General features: G+C 58.6%; 13 protein-coding genes and 1 riboswitch. Of the genes, 3 read left to right on the top strand and 10 right to left on the bottom strand.

What is annotated here, in order from left to right; all coding sequences use genetic code 11:
- Positions 1-9: 9 nt before the first annotated feature.
- Positions 10-2,373: an LPS assembly protein LptD gene (gene lptD, locus GY169_RS19770; RefSeq protein ID WP_167576825.1), complete on the bottom strand. Its 2,364-nt coding sequence runs from the start codon at positions 2,371-2,373 to the stop codon at positions 10-12.
- A gap of 183 nt (positions 2,374-2,556) precedes the next feature.
- Between lptD and djlA the strand changes: the two genes are divergently transcribed.
- On the top strand, positions 2,557-3,381 hold the full coding sequence (gene djlA / locus GY169_RS19765) for a co-chaperone DjlA (protein ID WP_167576823.1): 825 nt from the start codon (positions 2,557-2,559) through the stop codon (positions 3,379-3,381).
- Between the two features lie 102 nt (positions 3,382-3,483).
- Here the strand turns inward: djlA and rluA are convergent, their stop codons facing one another.
- The 6 genes from rluA to araB all read right to left on the bottom strand — a co-directional run bounded on the left by rluA (position 3,484) and on the right by araB (position 13,758).
- Positions 3,484-4,143, bottom strand: coding sequence for a bifunctional tRNA pseudouridine(32) synthase/23S rRNA pseudouridine(746) synthase RluA (rluA, locus tag GY169_RS19760; RefSeq protein WP_163448242.1), 660 nt, complete (start codon positions 4,141-4,143; stop codon positions 3,484-3,486).
- 11 nt (positions 4,144-4,154) lie between these two features.
- Positions 4,155-7,061, bottom strand: a complete 2,907-nt coding sequence (gene rapA / locus GY169_RS19755) for an RNA polymerase-associated protein RapA (protein WP_163448243.1) — start codon at positions 7,059-7,061, stop codon at positions 4,155-4,157.
- 130 nt (positions 7,062-7,191) lie between these two features.
- Positions 7,192-9,561 (bottom strand): DNA polymerase II, encoded by a 2,370-nt coding sequence (gene polB / locus GY169_RS19750; protein ID WP_167577346.1) that lies wholly within the window; start codon positions 9,559-9,561, stop codon positions 7,192-7,194.
- A 103-nt stretch (positions 9,562-9,664) separates the two neighbouring features.
- On the bottom strand, positions 9,665-10,360 hold the full coding sequence (gene araD, locus GY169_RS19745) for an L-ribulose-5-phosphate 4-epimerase (protein ID WP_167576821.1): 696 nt from the start codon (positions 10,358-10,360) through the stop codon (positions 9,665-9,667).
- Positions 10,361-10,537: 177 nt separating this feature from the next.
- Entirely contained in the window at positions 10,538-12,040 is a 1,503-nt protein-coding gene (gene araA, locus GY169_RS19740; RefSeq protein ID WP_167576819.1) for an L-arabinose isomerase, read from the bottom strand.
- 11 nt (positions 12,041-12,051) lie between these two features.
- Positions 12,052-13,758, bottom strand: a complete 1,707-nt coding sequence (araB, locus tag GY169_RS19735; protein WP_167576817.1) for a ribulokinase — start codon at positions 13,756-13,758, stop codon at positions 12,052-12,054.
- A 338-nt stretch (positions 13,759-14,096) separates the two neighbouring features.
- Between araB and araC the strand changes: the two genes are divergently transcribed.
- Both araC and GY169_RS19725 read left to right on the top strand, forming a co-directional pair.
- Positions 14,097-14,942: an arabinose operon transcriptional regulator AraC gene (gene araC / locus GY169_RS19730; RefSeq protein ID WP_163448247.1), complete on the top strand. Its 846-nt coding sequence runs from the start codon at positions 14,097-14,099 to the stop codon at positions 14,940-14,942.
- Positions 14,943-15,071: 129 nt separating this feature from the next.
- On the top strand, positions 15,072-15,839 hold the full coding sequence (locus GY169_RS19725; RefSeq protein WP_163448248.1) for a DedA family protein: 768 nt from the start codon (positions 15,072-15,074) through the stop codon (positions 15,837-15,839).
- Between the two features lie 71 nt (positions 15,840-15,910).
- Here GY169_RS19725 and thiQ read toward each other — a convergent pair whose 3' ends face one another.
- Genes thiQ through thiB form a run of 3 tightly spaced genes read right to left on the bottom strand, consistent with a single transcriptional unit; the run spans position 15,911 to position 19,162 of the window.
- Entirely contained in the window at positions 15,911-16,609 is a 699-nt protein-coding gene (gene thiQ / locus GY169_RS19720) for a thiamine ABC transporter ATP-binding protein ThiQ (protein WP_163448249.1), read from the bottom strand.
- Positions 16,593-18,203 (bottom strand): thiamine/thiamine pyrophosphate ABC transporter permease ThiP, encoded by a 1,611-nt coding sequence (thiP, locus tag GY169_RS19715; RefSeq protein WP_167576815.1) that lies wholly within the window; start codon positions 18,201-18,203, stop codon positions 16,593-16,595. The genes thiQ and thiP overlap by 17 nt, the downstream gene beginning before the upstream one ends.
- Positions 18,179-19,162, bottom strand: a complete 984-nt coding sequence (gene thiB, locus GY169_RS19710; protein WP_167576812.1) for a thiamine ABC transporter substrate binding subunit — start codon at positions 19,160-19,162, stop codon at positions 18,179-18,181. The genes thiP and thiB overlap by 25 nt, the downstream gene beginning before the upstream one ends.
- 30 nt (positions 19,163-19,192) lie before the next feature.
- Positions 19,193-19,291: riboswitch (TPP riboswitch) on the bottom strand.
- Positions 19,292-19,303 lie beyond the last annotated feature (12 nt).

Raw genomic sequence — 19,303 nt, 5'->3', positions numbered from 1 at the left:
CCAGTTACTTTACAGCGAACTCTGGTACGGCATGATGTTGGAACGCAGCATCTGCTGGGTACCCAGACCGTAGTTAGAGCTCAGACCACGCAGCTCAATGTTGAAGCCGATGGAGTTGTCATATTTCGACTGCCCGCCGGTTGAACCGTTGTAATCCCAACCGTTGAGCTTGCGCTCGTAGCCGACGCGAATCGCGTAACAGCAGGAGTTGTACTGCACGCCCAGCATCTGATCGGCGGGACTGTGAGTGTTGGTGTCAAAGTAGTAGGCACCGACGACGGACCAGCGATCGACAATCGGCCAGCTGGCCGTTGCGCCCACCTGCGAGATACCGTTACGGTACTGTTCGTCGGTTGAGTAGTTCTTCGGCAATGTCGCTTGGATGTATTCCGGGCTGGCGTAGCGATAGGTCAACTGCACCAAACGCTCTTCATCCTGACGGTACTCAATCGCCGAACTGCTGGTGGCGATGTTGTTCAGACGCGTATCGTACTGAATGCCGCCGCGCAGACCCCATTTGTCGCTGATGCGCCAGTAGGTATCACCAGCCCATACCAGTGAACCCGTTTTGTTGTCTTTCTCCCAGTTAATGTTGTCATCACCGGTGCGAGACTCGGTGAAATAGTAGATTTGACCAACAGAAACGTTAAAACGTTCAACGGCGGCGTCATCATAAATGCGTGATGTGACGCCGGTCGTGATCTGGTTCGCGGAGGCAATGCGGTCGAGACCACTGTAGGTACGATCGCGGAACAGGCCGGAGTAGTCGGACTGTAGGAAGGCTGAGTCGTAGTTGTTGATCTTGCTCTGATCGCGGTACGGCACGTACAGATACTGTGCGCGCGGCTCCAGCGTTTGAGTGTAGCCCGGGCTGAGCACCATATCGCGCTCAAACACCATCTTCCCATCGACTTTCAGCTGCGGCATGGTGCGGCTGACGGAGCTTGCCAGCGGATTATGGCTGCTGTCGCTGTTGTAGTCGTCGATATTGGTCTGGTCATAGTGCGTTGCCAGCAGCTTGGCTTCGGTGTTCAGGCTACCCCAACGGTTGCCCAGCGGCAGGTTGATGGTTGGCTCAAGGTGAACACGCGTCGCTTCTGGCAGGCTGCCGTTGCTGTTAACGAACTTCACCGCCTGGGCATAGACATGGGTGTCAAAAGGCCCTACGTCGTTCTGGTAGAAGTTAACATCCAGCTGTGGTTCTGCAGAATAGGAGTTGCTGTTACGGCGGTCAAAGACCTGGAACTGTTTGGTCGACACGGTGGCGTCGAAGTTTTGATCCGCATAGCCTACGCTCAGCTTCTGCGTGGCGTAGCCGTCGGTACTGGAACCGTACTTCGAGTCAAAGTCGTTGAAGTAGTCCGGATCGCTGACTTTGGTGTAGTCGGCATTAAAGCGCCACACCTGATCCATCACCCCGGCGTGACGCCAGTAGAACAGCCAGCGGCGACTGTTATCATCGCTCGGGTGGTCGTTAGAATAGACGCTGTCCGAAGGCAGATAGTCCAGCTCGAAAAGGCCTTGTCCGGCCTGGGTCAGATAGCGGAATTCGTTCTCCCACATGACGCCGCCGCGCTTATCCATGTAGTGCGGCGTGATCGTCGCATCCATGTTTGGCGCGATGTTCCAGTAGTACGGCAGCATGAACTCGAAGCCGTTGGAACTGCCATACTTGGCGTTGGGGATCAGGAAGCCTGAACGACGCTTGTCGCCAACCGGCAACTGCAGGTACGGGCTATAGAACACCGGCACCGGGCCAATTTTGAAGCGGGCGTTCCAGATCTCAGCGACCTGCTCTTCGCGGTCGTGGATGACTTCGCTGCCCACCACGCTCCAGGTGTTAGAACCCGGCAGGCAGGAGGTAAAGGTACCGTTTTCCAGAATGGTATAGCGGTTTTCGCCGCGCTGTTTCATGACGTCGGCGGTACCGCGGCCCTGACGGCCAACCATCTGGTAGTCGCCTTTCCAGACGTTAGTATCTTTGGTATTCAGGTTTGACCAGGCTTTTGGCCCTTTCAGAATCACCTGATTATCGTCATAGTGGACGTTGCCGAGCGCATCAACGGTGCGCACCGGCGTAGCCATACCCTCAGCCTGCTTTTGGTGCAGCTGAACTTCATCAGCCTGCAGGCGGCTATTACCCTGATTAATATCGACGTTGCCTTTAAATGAGGCATTATCCGGGTAGTTGCCATCAGCGTGGTCGGCCGTAATGGTGACAGGCTGCTCGTTTGTCGGGCCGCTCACCAGTGGACGATCGTAGCTCGGTACGCCAAGCATACATTGAGAGGCGAGATCGGCTGCCATTCCCTGCTGGCTGTACAAGGCGCTGGCGATCATGGTCGCGAGGAGAGTGGGAATACGTTTTTTCATACGTTGTATTTGTTGTTCCGTCATCTATAGCATTGCGGCATGCAAACGGTCAGAGACTAACGTACTCATCGTTCTCACGCTAGTTTTATCCTGCCCGTTCTCGCCAGAGGTGTTATGCACGGCATTGAATGACAGGTATGATAATGCATATTTTAGCCGCTGGCATGACGATTTGGGGAGTATATGCAGTATTGGGGAAAAGTGATTGGTGTGGCGGTTGCCCTGATGATGGGCGGCGGCTTCTGGGGCGTAGTCCTCGGGCTGCTCGTGGGCCACATGTTTGATAAGGCGCGCAGCCGTCGCGTGAACTGGTTTGCTAACCAACAGCAGCGTCAGTCGCTGTTTTTTGCGACCACGTTTGAAGTGATGGGGCACCTGACCAAATCGAAAGGGCGCGTGACGGAGGCGGATATTCATATTGCGAGTCTGTTTATGGACCGCATGAATCTGCACGGTGAGTCGCGTACGGCGGCGCAGCAGGCGTTTCGCGTCGGTAAGTCGGATAATTACCCGCTGCGCGAAAAGATGCGTCAATTCCGTAGCGTGTGCTTCGGGCGTTTCGATCTGATTCGGATGTTTCTTGAAATCCAGATTCAGGCGGCGTTTGCCGACGGATCGCTGCACCCGAACGAGCGCGACGTGCTGTACATCATTGCCGAAGAGCTGGGTATCTCCCGTGACCAGTTTGACCAGTTCCTGCGTATGATGCAGGGCGGCGCGCAGTTTGGCGGTGGCTATCATCAGCACTCTCAGGGCGGTCAGGGTGGCGGCTGGCAGCAGACGCAGCGCGGGCCGACGCTGGAGGATGCCTGCAACGTACTGGGCGTGAAGCCGAGCGACGATGCCACGACCATCAAGCGCGCCTATCGTAAGCTGATGAGCGAACATCACCCGGATAAGCTGGTGGCGAAAGGGCTGCCGCCGGAGATGATGGAGATGGCCAAGCAGAAGGCGCAGGAAATTCAGAAGGCGTACGAGCTGATTAAAGAGCAGAAAGGGTTTAAGTAAGCGCCCGGCCCTGTCCCCAAAGGGGCAAGGGAGAAAACCGAAACCTGAAGCGCATGCGAACGGTTACCTCTCCCATGAGGGGAGAGGTAAAACAGGCGCGGTCTAAAAATCCACTGGCGCCTTAAACGTCATGCTATTGCCAAACTTTGGATGCGTAATGGTTAACGTCTCGGCGTGCAGCTGCAACCGCGGCGCCATCGCCAGTGCCTCGTCGTGGGCGTAGAAGCGATCGCCGAGAATCGGGTGGCCCAGCGCCAGCATGTGCACACGCAACTGGTGAGAGCGCCCGGTAATCGGTTTGAGCTTCACCCGCGCGGTGTTATCCGCCGCATACTCCAGCACTTCATATTCCGTTTGCGCCGCCTTGCCGGTTTCATAGCACACTTTCTGCTTTGGCCGGTTCGGCCAGTCGCAAATCAGCGGTAAGTCCACCAGACCTTCCTGCGGTTGCGGATGTCCCCACACGCGCGCCACGTACTGCTTTTTCGGCTCGCGCTCGCGGAACTGGCGCTTAAGCTCCCGTTCCGCAGCTTTGGTCAGGGCCACTACGATCACACCGCTGGTCGCCATATCCAGACGGTGTACGGACTCCGCCTGGGGATAATCGCGCTGCACGCGGGTCATGATGCTGTCTTTATGCTCCTCAAGACGGCCCGGGACGGACAACAAGCCGCTCGGCTTGTTGACCACCATAATGTGCTCATCCTGATAGAGAATAACCAGCCACGGGTCCTGCGGCGGATGGTAGTTTTCCATTCCCATAACGGCTCCGGTTACTGGTGAGTGACGACGATAAGACGCAGCGCGTCCAGACGCCATCCTGCCTGGGACAGGCTTTCCATCACCTGCTGACGGTTGCTTTCAATTGCCGAAAGCTCATCGTCGCGGATGTTTGGGTTCACCGCCTTCAGGGCTTCCAGACGCGACAGCTCGGCGCTGAGTTTCTCGTCCGCCTCTTCACGCGCGGCGGCAATCAGCGCCTGCGCGGCTTTCTCAATCTGCGCTTCGCCTTTTTGCAGGATTGTGTGCACATCCTGCTGCACCGCGTTCACCAGCTTGCTGCCGGTATGGCGATTCACCGCGCTGAGCTGACGGTTGAAGGTTTCAAACTCGACCTGCGCGGCGAGGTTGGTGCCATTTTTGTCGAGCAGCATACGCACCGGCGTCGGCGGCAGGAAGCGGTTGAGCTGCAGCTGCTTCGGCGCCTGAGCTTCCACCACGTAGATCAGCTCCAGCAGCAGCGTGCCGACCGGCAGCGCTTTGTTTTTCAGCAGCGAAAGGGTACTGCTGCCGGTGTCGCCGGAGAGGATCAGATCCAGCCCGTTGTGAATCAGCGGATGTTCCCAGGTCAGGAACTGCGCGTCTTCGCGCGACAGGGCGATGTCTCGTTCGAAAGTGACCGTGCAGCCGTCTTCCGGCAGGCCCGGGAAGTCCGGCACCAGCATGTGGTCGGACGGCGTCAGGACGATCAGGTTCTCGCCGCGGTCGTCCTGGTTAATGCCGACGATATCGAACAGGTTCATCGCGAAGGCGATCAGGTTGGTGTCGTCATCCTGCTCTTCAATGCTTTCTGCCAGCTTCTGCGCTTTTTCGCCGCCGTTGGAATGGATCTCCAGCAGACGGTCGCGGCCCTGTTCGAGCTGTGCCTTCAGCGCATCGTGCTGCTCGCGGCTGGATTTAATCAGCTCGTCGAAGCCTTCGGTGGTTTCCGGCGCGGCCAGATAGGTGATCAGCTGGTCGTGCACGCTGTCATAGATAGTACGACCGGTTGGGCAGGTATGTTCAAAGGCGTCCAGACCTTCGTGGTACCAGCGCACCAGCACGGACTGCGCGGTTTTCTCTAAATAAGGTACGTGGATCTGAATATCGTGCGCCTGGCCGATACGGTCCAGACGGCCAATACGCTGCTCCAGCAGGTCCGGGTTGAACGGCAGGTCGAACATCACCAGGTTGCTGGCGAACTGGAAGTTACGGCCTTCAGAGCCGATTTCCGAGCACAGCAGCACCTGCGCGCCGCTGTCTTCTTCGCCAAACCAGGCGGCGGCACGGTCGCGTTCGATAATCGACATGCCTTCGTGGAACACGGCGGCGCGGATGCCTTCACGCTCGCGCAGCACCTGCTCCAGCTGGAGCGCGGTGGCCGCTTTGGCGCAGATAACCAAAACCTTCTGGGAGCGATGGCTGGTCAGGTAGCCCATCAGCCACTCAACGCGCGGGTCGAAGTTCCACCAGGTGCCGGTATCGCCTTCAAATTCCTGATAAATCTGCTCCGGGTAGAGCATGTCGCGCGCGCGCTCTTCGGCGCTTTTGCGGGCGCCCATAATGCCGGAAACCTTAATTGCCGTCTGGTACTGCGCCGGCAGCGGCAGTTTGATGGTGTGCAGCTCGCGTTTCGGGAAGCCTTTCACGCCGTTACGGGTGTTACGGAACAGCACGCGGCTGGTGCCGTGGCGGTCCATCAGCATGCTGATCAGTTCCTGGCGCGCAGCCTCGGAGCCTTCGCGATCGCTGTTGGCAGTTTGCAGCAGCGCTTCGATATCCTGCTCGCCAATCAGCTCGCCGAGCATGTTCAGCTCGTCGTTGCTGAGCTTATTCCCCGCCAGCAGCAGCGCCACGGCGTCAGCCACTGGACGGTAGTTTTTCTGTTCTTCGACAAACTGCTCAAAATCGTGGAAGCGGTTCGGGTCCAGCAGGCGCAGACGGGCAAAGTGGCTTTCCATTCCGAGTTGTTCCGGCGTTGCGGTCAGCAGCAGGACCCCCGGTACACGCTCGGCCAGCTCTTCAATGGCCAGATATTCGCGACTTGGCGCGTCTTCGCTCCACACCAGGTGGTGCGCTTCGTCGACGACCATCAGGTCCCACTCGGCGTCGCACAGATGCTCCAGGCGCTGTTTGTTGCGGCGCACGAAGTCCAGCGAGCAGATCACCAGCTGTTCGGTTTCAAACGGGTTGTAGGCATCGTGCTGGGCTTCGGCATAGCGCTCGTCGTCGAACAGCGCGAAGCGCAGGTTGAAGCGGCGCAGCATTTCAACCAGCCACTGATGTTGCAGGGTTTCCGGAACAATAATCAGCACGCGCTGAGCGGCGCCGGAGAGCAACTGCTGGTGCAGGATCATCCCGGCTTCAATGGTTTTCCCTAAGCCCACTTCGTCTGCCAGCAGGACGCGCGGCGCATGGCGACGGCCCACGTCATGGGCGATGTTGAGCTGATGTGGGATCAAGCTGGTGCGCTGGCCGCGCAGGCCACTCCACGGCATGCGGTATTGCTCGCTCTGGTATTTACGCGCGCGGTAGCGCAGCGCAAATCGGTCCATACGGTCAATTTGCCCGGCAAAGAGACGGTCTTGCGGCTTGCTGAACACCAGTTTGCTGTCGAGCAGCACTTCGCGCAGCATCACGTTGGTTTCTTCGGTATCCAGGCGGGTGCCGATATATGCCAGCAGGCCATTTTCTTCTTTAACTTCATCAACGAGCAACTGCCAGCCTTCATGGCTTGTGATCGTGTCGCCGGGGTTGAACATTACGCGGGTCACGGGGGAGTCACTACGGGCATACAGACGGTTCTCTCCGGTTGCCGGAAAGAGCAGGGTGACGGTGCGTGCATCCATTGCAACAACAGTACCAAGTCCCAGTTCGCTTTCTGTATCGCTGATCCAGCGTTGACCAAGTGTAAAAGGCATATATGTTCGGCTCTATCTTTAATAAATTGCAGGCAATATTCAGCCACCACCTGAAAGGAGGCGGCGAGTGAATTTGGTCCAGGAATGGAAAGGGCGCTATGGTACTGGATGGCGGGACGTTAGTCACCTGTCAAAACAACCCCAGTTGCCCCGTCACTATTGTAGCAAAATCGTCGTCAATAAAGGGGAGAATTCCTTCGGCGACGGGGGCTAATTGTTTGGTGAGATAGTGGTCATAGTCGAGCGGCGACTGCTGGTAGTCCAGTGGCTCCGGGCCGTTGGTGGTCCAGACGTAGCGGATGCTACCGCGCTGCTGGTACTGCTGCGGACGTCCTAACCGCACGTTCTGTTCATCAGCAAGGCGCGCGGCGCGGACATGCGGCGGCACGTTTCGCTGATAGTCTGCAAGCGGACGCCGCAGCTGCTTGCGGTAGACTAACTGGTCATCCAGCTCGCCGTTCATCAGCTTATCAATGGTTTCGAGGATGAAATCCCGGTACGGTTCGTTGCGGAAGATGCGCAGATACAGCGCCTGCTGGAACTGCTGCGCCAGCGGTGTCCAGTCGGTGCGCACGGTCTCCAGCCCCTTATACATCATCCGCTGCTTGTCGCCGTCCTGAATCATCCCGGCATAGCGTTTCTTGCTGCCGGTATCGGCACCGCGAATGGTCGGCATCAGGAAACGGCAAAAGTGGGTTTCAAACTCCAGTTCCAGCGCGCTGGTCAGCCCGCTTTTTTGCAGCTCGTCGGCCCACCATTGGTTCACAAAATTCACCAGCGAGCGGCCAATTTTCGCCGCTTCTTCCTCGCCGTGGGCGCGTTTGAGCCAGACGAAGGTGGAGTCGGTATCGCCGTAAATCACGTCATAGCCCTGTGACTCAATCAGCGCCCTGGTCTGGCGCATGATCGCGTGGCCGCGCATGGTGATAGATGACGCCAGGCGCGGATCGAAAAAGCGGCAAGCGCTGGTGCCCAGCACGCCATAGAAGGCGTTCATAATGATCTTTAGCGCCTGAGAAAGCGGCTTATTTTTCTGCTGTTTGGCTTCATCACGGGCGTGCCAGATCTGGCTGACGATCCCTGGCAGACAATGTTTGTCACGCGAAAACCAGGCATCCAGAAAACCTTCGGTACTGTGCGCCGCATCGGGGTGCGCCATCCCTTCAATCAGCCCAACCGGATCGATCAGGAAAGAGCGGATGATCGACGGGTACAGGCTTTTGTAGTCGAGGACCAGTACCGAGTCGTACAAGCCGGGGCGGGAGTCCATGACATAACCGCCGGGACTGGCCTGCGGCGGCACTTCGCCGAGATTCGGCGCGACGTAGCCGAGGCGATGCATCCGCGGAAAATAGAGGTGGCTGAAAGCCGCGACCGAACCGCCGTGCCGATCGACCGCCAGGCCGTTGACCGTGGCGCGCTCCAGTAAAAAAGGCATGATCTCGGTTTGGCGGAAGATGCGCGTCACCAGCTCGCAGTCTTTGAGGTTATAGGTCGCCAGTGCGGGCTTATCTTCGGCGAAACGGCGGTCAATTTCGTCCATTCGGTCCCATGGGTTATCTATCGCCTTGCCTTCGCCCAGCAGCTCGCGGGCGACGTTCTCCAGCGAAAACGAGGTGAAGTTCCAGAAGGCGGATTTCAGCGCCTCGATGCCGTCGATAATCAGCCGCCCGGCAGCCTGAGCGAAGAATACGCCGTTCTTAAAGCCGTGTTCACGCCACTCCAGTTCGCTGCCGCCGCGCCCGAGCAATAGCGGCACTTTGTAGCGTTCGGCGCTTTTTTGCAGTACGCGCAGGTCGAACTGCACGACGTTCCAGCCAATCAGCACGTCCGGGTCATGTTCGGCAAACCAGGCGTTGAGTTTTTCCAACAGCAGCGGGCGGCTGGCGACATATTCGAGATGGAAATCGACCTGTGGCGGCTGCGCGGGCGGGCTGCCGAGCATGTAGACGGTGCGTTGCCCGCAGCCTTCCAGCCCGATGCAGTACAGTTCGCCGTGGCGGCTGGTTTCGATATCCAGCGACACCCATTTCAGCGGCGGGCGGTACTCGGGGTGTGGCTTCATGCGTGCGTTACGCAGCCCGGTTGCCGATTTTTCGCCTTCAACCCACACCGGCGCGGTGATAAAGCGCTCCATCAGATAGCGCTCCGGCGGGCGGATATCGGCTTCGTAGACGGTGATGCCGTTCTCGCGGAGCACTTTTTCCAGCCGCATGAGCTGGCGATGGGCGCGGCAGTACAGGCCGAAAACCGGCTGGCGATGGAAGTCTTTGAGGGCGAGCGGTGCCAGACGTACCCCGTTTTCGCTGTGCAGCAGGCGTTCAACCTGCGTACGCTGAGATTCAGGGATAAATGCAACAGATTCCTGCGGCGGCAGGGTGACCTGTAGCGGGCCGTCGTCGGTCGCCAGCCAGAAAGCCAGTTCAGTGCCCTGCGGCGTATCCCGCCAGTGGCGGGTGAGTAAAAAACCAGCTTGTGGCTGCGTCACGCGTGCTCTCATCAACAAAAAACCAGGCTTGAGTATAGCTTGGTTTAGATAAAGAAGCTGGTGTTTTATACAGGTGTCGCCGGGGGATTCCGGAGTAGGCTGCGCCTCGTCCAGGCTACTGCCCGTAATACGCTTTCGCGCCGTGCTTGCGCAGATAGTGCTTATCCAGCAGCGTCTGCTGCATCTCCGGTAACTGCGGCGCCAACTGGCGGCAGAAGATGCCCATATAGGCGATCTCTTCCAGCACGATGGCGTTATGCACCGCGTCTTCGGCGTTTTTCCCCCACGCGAACGGGCCATGGGAGTGGACCAGTACGCCGGGCATTTGCGCCGGATCAATGCCGTTATCACGGAAGGTTTCGACAATGACCGCGCCCGTTTCCCATTCGTAGTCGCCGTTGATTTCCTCATCGGTCATCAGGCGAGTGCAGGGCACCGGGCCGTAAAAATAGTCGGCGTGGGTGGTCCCTGTCGCCGGAATTGGCTGCCCGGCCTGCGCCCAGATGGTGGCGTGACGCGAGTGGGTGTGCACGATGCCACCGAGCGTTGGAAACGCCTGATACAGCAGGCGATGAGTCGGTGTATCGGAGGATGGCTTTTTGTTGCCTTCCACCACTTCTCCGGTTTCCAGGCTGACCACCACCATATCTTCGGCGGTCATCACGCCGTAATCAACGCCGGACGGCTTAATCACCAGCAGGCCACGCTCGCGGTCGACGGCACTGACGTTGCCCCAGGTGAGGGTGACCAGATTGTGTTTTGGCAGCGCCAGATTAGCGTTCAGGACCTGGCGTTTGAGTTCTTCTAACATGTTTTGCTCCGAGTCTGAATTTCCCTCACCCCGACCCTCTCCCATAGGGAGAGGGGGAAGGGCGGAGTCTGTGCCCGATTGGTTCCCTCTCCCCGTTAGTGAGGGGGAAGGGCGGAGTTCTCGCTCGATCGGTCCCCTCTCCCGTTGGGAGAGGGTTAGGGTGAGGGGGAAAGCGGCTTAACGTTTGGACCCGTAATACACTTCGTTCCAGCGCAGCGCGTCTTTAAAGGCCGGCATGCGGGTGTCGTTGTCGATCACCGCAATTTCGATATCATGCAGCTCGGCGAACTGGCGCATATCGTCTAGCGTCAGCGCGTGGCTGAACACGGTGTGGTGCGCACCGCCCGCAACGATCCACGCTTCAGACGCGGTTTCGAGGTTTGGATGCGCTTTCCACAGGGCGTTCGCTACCGGCAGCTTCGGCAGATCGTGCGGGGTTTTCACGGTTTCAATGGTGTTAACCAGCAGGCGATAGCGATCGCCGAGATCGATCATGCTGGCGACGATCGCCGGGCCGGTTTGGGTGTTGAAAATCAGACGCGCCGGATCGGCCTTGCCGCCGATGCCGAGGTGCTGGACGTCGAGCAGCGGTTTCTCTTCCACCGCGATAGACGGGCACACTTCCAGCATGTGTGAGCCGAGCACCAGGTCGTTACCGCCGTTAAAGTGGTAGGTGTAGTCTTCCATAAATGAGGTGCCGCCCTGTAGACCGGTCGACATCACTTTCATAATGCGAAGCAGGGCGGCGGTTTTCCAGTCGCCTTCGCCCGCAAAGCCATAGCCTTGCTGCATCAGGCGCTGCACGGCGAGGCCCGGGAGCTGTTTCAGGCCGTGCAAATCTTCAAAGGTGGTGGTGAAGGCGTGGAAGCCGCCTTCTTCGAGGAAGCGCTTCATGCCCAGCTCGATGCGTGCGGCGTCCAGCACGTTCTGGCGCTTGTCGCCGTGAATCTGGGTAGCTGGAGTAAAGCGGTAGCTGCTTTCGTATTCGTCGATCAGCGCGCTGATTTCACCGTCGGTAACTGCGTTGACGACCTGCACCAGGTCGCCCACCGCCCAGGTGTTCACGGAGAAACCGAACTTGATCTGCGCCGCGACTTTATCGCCGTCGGTGACCGCCACTTCACGCATGTTGTCGCCAAAGCGGCACACTTTCAGCTGACGAGTATCAATCTTAGAGACCGCCTGGCGCATCCATGAGCCAATGCGCTCTTGCGCATGTTTGTCCTGCCAGTGGCCGGTAACCACGCTGTGCTGCTGACGCATGCGTGCGCCGATGAAACCGAACTCGCGGCCGCCGTGTGCGGTCTGGTTCAGGTTCATAAAGTCCATATCGATGCTGTCCCACGGCAGCGCCGCGTTGAACTGGGTATGGAATTGCAGCAGCGGTTTATTGAGGATAGCGAGGCCATTGATCCACATCTTCGCCGGAGAGAAGGTGTGCAGCCAGACGACCAGACCAGCACATTTCTGGTCGTAGTTCGCGTCGCGGCAGATGGCGGTGATTTCGTCCGGGCGGGTACCCAGCGGCTTCAGCACCAGTTTGCACGGTAGTTTCCCTTCGGCGTTTAAGGCATTGACCACGTGCTCCGCGTTTTGCGTCACCTGACGCAGCGTTTCCGGCCCATACAGGTGCTGGCTACCAATGACAAACCACACTTCATAATTATCAAAAACGGTCATGTTCGTATCCTTTAATGAGTCAGGGCTGCGCGGGTAGCGGCGGTTTTTTCCGACGAAGCAGCAGGGAGATAATGGTGTTCAGCGCTTTCGGCCCATTGCTGGTAGCGCTGATAGAGTTCTTCAAAGCGTGCAGCCTGCGCCGGGCGTGGCTGTAAGGTATGTTCTACGCGGCTGGCCATTTTGCCCTGCGCGATCGGGATATCGGCGTAAACGCCGGCGGCCACCGCGGCGAAGATAGCGGCACCCAGCGCGCAGCACTGGTCGGAGGCGACGATTTGCAGCGGACGGTTCAGCACGTCGCAGCAGGCCTGCATGATGACGCGGTTTTTACGCGCGATGCCGCCCAGCGCCATGACGTTGTTCACTGCAATACCCTGGTCGGTGAAGCACTCCATGATGGCGCGCGCGCCAAAGGCGGTGGCGGCAATCAGCCCGCCAAACAGTGCCGGAGCGTCGGTGGCGAGGTTTAAATCAGTAATGACCCCTTTCAGGCGCTGATTCGCGTTCGGGGTGCGGCGACCATTAAACCAGTCGAGCACCACCGGGAGATGGTCGAGCGACGGGTTAGCGGCCCAGGCTTCGGTCAATGCAGGTAACAGCTGTTTCTGGCTGGCTTTGATCTGCTCTTTCAGCTCCGGGTGCTGTGCGGCAAGCTGCTCCAGCGGCCAGCCAAGTACGCGACCAAACCAGGCATAGATGTCGCCGAATGCGGATTGACCTGCCTCCATACCGATAAAGTCCGGCACTACGCTACCGTCAACCTGGCCGCAGATACCTTTCACGGTACGGCTGCCAACGCTCTGTTTATCAGCAATCAGAATGTCGCAGGTTGAAGTGCCAATGACTTTCACCAGCGCATTAGGCTGTGCGCCTGCGCCAACCGCGCCCATATGACAGTCGAATGCGCCGCCGGAAATAGCGACTTGGGTAGAAAGCCCCAGGCGCTCCGCCCATTCGGCGGTTAGCGTGCCGACCGGCACGTCGGCAGTCCAGGTTTCGTTAAACAGCGGGCAGGGCAGATGTTGGTTGATAATGGGATCCAGTTCGTCGAAGAACGACGCCGGCGGCAGGCCGCCCCAGCTTTCGTGCCACAGCGATTTATGCCCGGCGCTGCAGCGACCGCGGCGGATATCCTGCGGACGGGTGGTGCCGGAAAGCAGCGCGGGAACCCAGTCGCACAGCTCAATCCACGATGCTGCGGCTTGCGCCACGGCGGGGTCTTCGCGAGTGACATGAAGAATCTTGGCCCAGAACCATTCGCTGGAGTAAATACCGCCAATATAGCGAGAGTAATCTTCTTTGCCCGGCTGGTGGCACAGGCGCGTGATGGCCTCTGCCTCTTCTACTGCGGTGTGATCTTTCCACAGGACGAACATGGCGTTCGGGTTGTCGGCGAACGCCTCTTTCAGCGCCAGCACGTTGCCGTCGGCGTCAATCGGCGCCGGGGTGGAGCCGGTGCTGTCGACGCCGATGCCGACCACGTCCGCGCGCTGTGCGCTGGAGAGTTCGGCCAGCACGCCCTTCAGCGCCGCTTCCATGGATTCAATATAGTCGCGCGGGTGGTGGCGGAAACGGTTGTTCGGCGCGTCGCAGAAACGCCCTTCCTGCCAGCGCGGATACCACTCAACGCTGGTCGCGATTTCTTCCCCCGTCGCGCAATCTACTGCCAGGGCGCGGACTGAGTCACTGCCAAAATCGAGGCCAATTGCGATTGCCATCGTGTTACTCCATCTCAATGAAAACGTGATAGTGAAACAGTAGATATCCCCGCAAAAAAACGTCAGGCTGGAACCGCTAATCTTATGGATGATCTTGCTGTGACTTCACAAAGTGTGACGCCGTGCAAATAATCAATGTGGACTTTTCTGTCGTCTTTATAGACACTTCAGTTGTGGTTATGAGCCGGCTTCTCTTGCGGCTTTATTCTCTAAGTGCTTTGAAATAACAGGGTTGACAGCCGCGTCGGTTCTGTTATTCATTGAGCGCGGCGGCCGTGCCGATAAAAAGCCGAATATGGATAATTGGTTTCTTTAAATATCAGTGAGAGCGTGCAGAAATGGCTGAAATGCAAAACGATCCCCTGCTGCCTGGTTATTCCTTTAACGCCCATCTGGTGGCGGGGTTAACGCCGATTGAAGCCGGTGGTTACCTGGACTTTTTCATCGACCGACCGCTGGGCATGAAGGGGTTTATTCTGAACCTGACGGTGCGCGGTGAAGGGGTGATTGAAAACCAGGGCAAGCAGTTTGTCTGCCGCCAGGGTGACATGCTGCTGTTCCCGCCGGGCGAAATTCACCACTATGGCCGCCACCCGGACGCCAGCGAGTGGTATCACCAGTGGGTCTATTTCCGCCCGCGCGCCTACTGGCACGAGTGGCTAAACTGGCCCGCCATCGTGGCGCAAACCGGTTTTTATCGCCCGGATGAAGCGCACCAGAGCGAAATTTCCGAGCTGTTCGGTAAAATTATCGACGCCGGACAGGGCGTAGGGCGCTATTCCGAACTGCTGGCCATCAACCTGCTTGAGCAACTGCTGCTGCGGCGCATGGAGGCGATCAACGAATCGCTGCATCCGCCCATGGATAACCGCGTACGCGATGCCTGCCAGTACATCAGCGATCATCTTGCCGATAGTCAGTTTGATATTGCCAGTGTGGCCCAGCACGTCTGCCTGTCGCCATCAAGGCTGTCGCATCTTTTCCGCCAGCAACTGGGCGTTAGCGTGCTGAGCTGGCGTGAAGATCAGCGCATCAGCCAGGCCAAGCTGCTGCTGAGCACCACGCGCATGCCGATTGCCAGCGTCGGGCGCAATGTCGGCTTTGAAGATCAGCTCTATTTCTCCCGGGTCTTTAAAAAATGTACCGGCGCCAGCCCCAGCGAATTCCGCGCCGGCTGTGAATAAAAAGTAAAGAAAAGGAAATGCACTGTGTCGGCTTTTGTCTTTGCCAGTAAACTATTTAGACAATTGATGGCTTGACGATGCAGAGGGGGCTCTGGAGAATCCCTGCTTCGTTTTCAAACCGGGCACACTATGCAAGCATTGCTGGAACACTTTATTACGCAGTCCACGACCTACTCGCTGATTGCGGTGGCGCTGGTGGCGTTTCTGGAATCACTGGCGTTAGTGGGGCTGATTTTGCCGGGCACCGTGATGATGGCAGGCCTGGGCGCGCTTATTGGCGGCGGCGAGGTGAACTTCTGGCAGGCGTGGCTGGCGGGGATCGTGGGCTGCCTGCTGGGTGATTGGATCTCCTTCTGGCTGGGTTGGCGCTTTAAAAAGCCGCTGCACCGCTGGTCGTTTATGAAGAAAAACAAAGCGCTGCTCGATAAAACCGAATACGCGCTGCATCAGCACAGTATGTTTACGATTCTGGTTGGCCGCTTTATTGGGCCCACTCGCCCCGTGGTGCCCATGGTGGCGGGCATGCTCGATCTGCCGATTGCCCGGTTTATTCCCCCGAATATCATTGGTTGCCTGCTGTGGCCGCCGCTCTATTTCCTTCCGGGGATCCTCGCCGGCGCGGCGATTGATATTCCCGCCGATGAAAATAGCGCCAGCTTTAAGTGGCTGCTGCTGGCGGCGGCGTTGCTGTTGTGGCTCGGCGCGTGGCTGTGCTGGCGACTGTGGCGTAGCGCAAAGGAGAATCACGACCGTCTCAGCAACGTGCTGACGCGTCAGCGTTTACTGATTCTGGCGCCGCTGATTCTGGGCGTTGGCGTGGTGGCGCTGGTCAGCGTGATTCGTCATCCGCTGATGCCGGTGTATATCGAGATTTTGCGTAAGGTGGTCGGGCTGTAACGTGCCTGATGGCGGCTACGTGCGTACCCATTTGTAGGCCGGATAAGGCGTAGCCGCCATCCGGCAATCCCTCACTCAGCGATACCTAACAATGCCGAAGCGCTGGCCTTACCGCTCAGCAGCGCTTCGGTCTTACCATCCCAGGCGATTCGCCCTTCCGCCACCACCATTGCCCGCGCCGCAATTCGCGCCGCGTCTTCAACGCTGTGCGACACCATCAGCAGCGTCAGATTCTGGCGCTGACACACGTCGTCGACTAATTGCAGCATCTCCTGACGTAGCGCCGGATCGAGCGCGGAAAAGGGTTCGTCCAGTAGCAGAATGGGTTGCTGCCGCACCAGGCAACGGGCCAGCGCGGCGCGTTGGCGCTGGCCGCCGGAAAGCTCGCCCGGTAGCCTTTCCAGCATTGATTCAATCCCCATTTGTCCGGCGATGACCTGTAGCCTGCGTTGCTGATCGTCGGTGAGCTTGAGGCGCGGGCTCATCCCCAGGCTGATGTTCTGGCGCACCGTCAGGTGGCTGAAGAGATTATTTTCCTGAAACAGCATCGACACCGGTCGCTGGGACGGCGGCGTATGCGTATGGACGCGGCCTTCCAGCATGATGGTGCCGCTGGCGGGCGTCAGAAATCCAGCGATCAGATTGAGCAGCGTCGATTTCCCCGCGCCGCTTGGGCCGAGCACCGCAATTTTCTCGCCCTGGGCAATCGTGGCGCTAAAGCGCATCGGCAGGTGCTGATACAGCCAGGTCACATCATTCAGTTTTAGCATGGCGTCCGGGTAACTTTTCAATCACGGTAAAGAGCAGGAAGCAGAGCAGTAACAGTATCAGCGCCGTCACCGCGCCGTCCTGACTGCGGTAGGCGCCAATCTGCTGGTAAAGATAAAACGGCAGCGTGCGGAAATTCTCGTTGCCGAATAACGCCACCACGCCGAAATCGCCGATCGACAGCACGCAGGCAAACGCCAGCGCTTGCGCCAGCGGTCTTTTGAGCGCGCGTAATTCAATTACCCGCAGGCGAGTAAACCCGCTAAGCCCCAGCGACTCGCAGAGAATGCTGTAGCGTGCAGTGATGTCGCGCATCGGCGTTTCCAGCACCTTCAGCGCGTAGGGTACCGCCATCAGCGCGTTGGTGAAGATGACAATCCCGTCGGCGGAGTCGGGCAGGCCGATGGTGTTATTAAGCAGCAGGAAGAAGCCGGTGGCCAGCACGATGCCCGGCATCGCGAGAATCAGCATCCCGCTCAGTTCCATCGTCTGACCGGCCAGCGGCTGGTTACGCGCCCGCAGCTCGCGACTGCTCCACAGCAGCATCATGGTGAGCGTCACGCTAAGCAGACCTGCGGCGAGAGCAATACGCAGCGACGTGCCCAGCGCCTGCCATAAAATCGGCTGGCTAAAGACGGAGAGCATCGACGGGTGAATGCCATCCACCACCACCGCCAGTAGCGGCGGCAGCAGTAACAGCAGGGTCAGGAAGATGAGTACACCATCGGCGATGCGGCTATGCCAGCGATCGTCCGGGTCACGCCAGCCTTGAATCTGGCTATTGCCCACCGCAATGGCCCGGCTCATACGCTGGCTAAGCAGCACCAGCGCCAGACAGCAGGTCATCTGAATCAACGCCAGCATTGCCGCTCGCGCCGGATCGTAATCAAAGTTCAGCGCCTGGTAGATCGCCAGCTCAATGGTGGTGGCGGAAGGCCCGCCGCCCAGCGACAGCACGGTGGCGAAGCTGGCGAAGCAGAGCATAAAAATCAGCGTGGCGATGGGCAGAATCTGTCGCCGCATCCAGGGCCATTCCACGTAGCGGAAGAACGGGTAGCCGCGCATTCCAAGCTGAGCGGCAAGCTGGCGCTGCTCGCCGGGGATTTGCTCCAGCGCTTGCAGCAGCAGACGGGTCGCCATCGGCATGTTGAAAAAGACGTGCGCCAGAAGAATGCCCTGCAGGCCGTAGGGGGAGAAATTCCACTGCCAGCCGAGCCAGGCATACAGTTGCGCCAGCCATCCCTGACGGCCATAGACGGTCAGAATGCCGAAGACGGCGACCAGCACCGGCAGGATGAGGGTCATCGCGCACAGGCGCAGCAACAGCTGACGGCCGGGGAAACGGCGTCGATAGAGCGCGCGGGCAAGGAAAATGGCGGGCAGCACCGATAACAGCGCAGAGAGAAACGCCTGCCAGAAGGAGAAGCGCACCACGTGCCACAGATAGCTATCGCCGAGCAGCGTTGACCACGACGTTTCGGGGGCGTTTAGCCACAGCGCCAGAAAAGCCGCCAGAGCGACGGCCACCATCAATGTGGTGGCCGTAAGCCCTGGGTAGAGCCAACCCGGAATTAGCGGCTGGCGGCGCGGAGCCATGTATTAATCCAGTTTTGACGTTCGCTGGCGACCTGCTGCGGCGTGAACTCAAGCGAGGTCTGCGGTTTCACCAGGCTGTTAAAGCCTTCCGGCAGCGCAACCTGGGTTACCGGATACATCCAGTTGCCGGTCGGGATAGCGTTCTGGAAAGCTGGAGAGACCATAAATTGCAGGAATTTGTCCGCCAGTTTTTGCTGCTTGCTGGCCGCGGTTTTTGCCGCCACTTCGACTTGCAGGTAGTGGCCTTCGGCAAACGGCGCCGCCGCGTAGTTGTCTTTCTTCTCTTCAATGATGTGATAGGCCGGGGAGGTGGTATAGCTCAGCACCAGGTCGCCTTCCCCTTTCAGGAACAGGCCGTAGGCTTCGCTCCAGCCTTTGGTAACGGTGACGGTCTTCGCCGCCAGTTTCTGCCAGGCTTCCGGCGCTTTATCGCCGTACACTTTTTGCATCCACAGCAGCAGGCCTAAGCCTGGCGTGCTGGTGCGCGGATCCTGGTAGATAACGCGCCATTTCTGCTCGCTCTCAACCAGCTCTTTCAGGCTTTTCGGCGGGTTTTTCAGCTTGTTTTTATCGTAGACAAAAGCGAAGTAGCCATAGTCGAATGGCACAAAGGTGTCGTTGTTCCAGCCGCCCGGCACGTTGACGGCGCTGGCCGGAACGTTACTTTTGGCGAACAGTTTGGTATCGGTCGCGGCCTGCAGCAGGTTGTTATCCAGCCCCAGCACGACGTCCGCTTTACTGTTTTTCCCTTCCATGCGCAGACGGTTGAGCAGCGAGACGCCATCTTCCAGCGCCACGAATTTCAACTCGCAGTCGCAGTCGGCTTCGAACGCTTTTTTCACCGCCGGGCCTGGGCCCCAATCGGCAGAAAAGGAGTCGTAGGTATAGACCGTCAGCACGGGTTTCGCGAACGCGGGCGCGGTAACCAGCACCAGCAGGGGGAGTAATTTCTTGAGCACTTTGCACCTCAGTAAATGGGTGGCAAAGGATTTTGAGTTAGCCTCAAATCCCTTCGCCGGGATTATCCGGATCAGGTTCGACGGGTCTCTCTCAGCCGCGCACGACGCACAGCACCCCGTTGAGAACGGCACATTGTAATG

It is taken from the genome of Kluyvera genomosp. 3, from assembly GCF_011765685.1.
Taxonomy (GTDB): domain Bacteria; phylum Pseudomonadota; class Gammaproteobacteria; order Enterobacterales; family Enterobacteriaceae; genus Kluyvera; species Kluyvera georgiana_A.
Note: the sequence above shows the minus strand (reverse complement) of the source record. Positions and strands in the feature narration are given on the sequence as shown.

Coding starts and splice junctions, on each gene's coding strand:
- lptD (WP_167576825.1), bottom strand. CDS start 2,373: ATGAAAAAACGTATTCCCACTCTCCTCGCGACCATGATCGCCAGCGCC.
- djlA (WP_167576823.1), top strand. CDS start 2,557: ATGCAGTATTGGGGAAAAGTGATTGGTGTGGCGGTTGCCCTGATGATG.
- rluA (WP_163448242.1), bottom strand. CDS start 4,143: ATGGGAATGGAAAACTACCATCCGCCGCAGGACCCGTGGCTGGTTATT.
- rapA (WP_163448243.1), bottom strand. CDS start 7,061: ATGCCTTTTACACTTGGTCAACGCTGGATCAGCGATACAGAAAGCGAA.
- polB (WP_167577346.1), bottom strand. CDS start 9,561: ATGAGAGCACGCGTGACGCAGCCACAAGCTGGTTTTTTACTCACCCGC.
- araD (WP_167576821.1), bottom strand. CDS start 10,360: ATGTTAGAAGAACTCAAACGCCAGGTCCTGAACGCTAATCTGGCGCTG.
- araA (WP_167576819.1), bottom strand. CDS start 12,040: ATGACCGTTTTTGATAATTATGAAGTGTGGTTTGTCATTGGTAGCCAG.
- araB (WP_167576817.1), bottom strand. CDS start 13,758: ATGGCAATCGCAATTGGCCTCGATTTTGGCAGTGACTCAGTCCGCGCC.
- araC (WP_163448247.1), top strand. CDS start 14,097: ATGGCTGAAATGCAAAACGATCCCCTGCTGCCTGGTTATTCCTTTAAC.
- GY169_RS19725 (WP_163448248.1), top strand. CDS start 15,072: ATGCAAGCATTGCTGGAACACTTTATTACGCAGTCCACGACCTACTCG.
- thiQ (WP_163448249.1), bottom strand. CDS start 16,609: ATGCTAAAACTGAATGATGTGACCTGGCTGTATCAGCACCTGCCGATG.
- thiP (WP_167576815.1), bottom strand. CDS start 18,203: ATGGCTCCGCGCCGCCAGCCGCTAATTCCGGGTTGGCTCTACCCAGGG.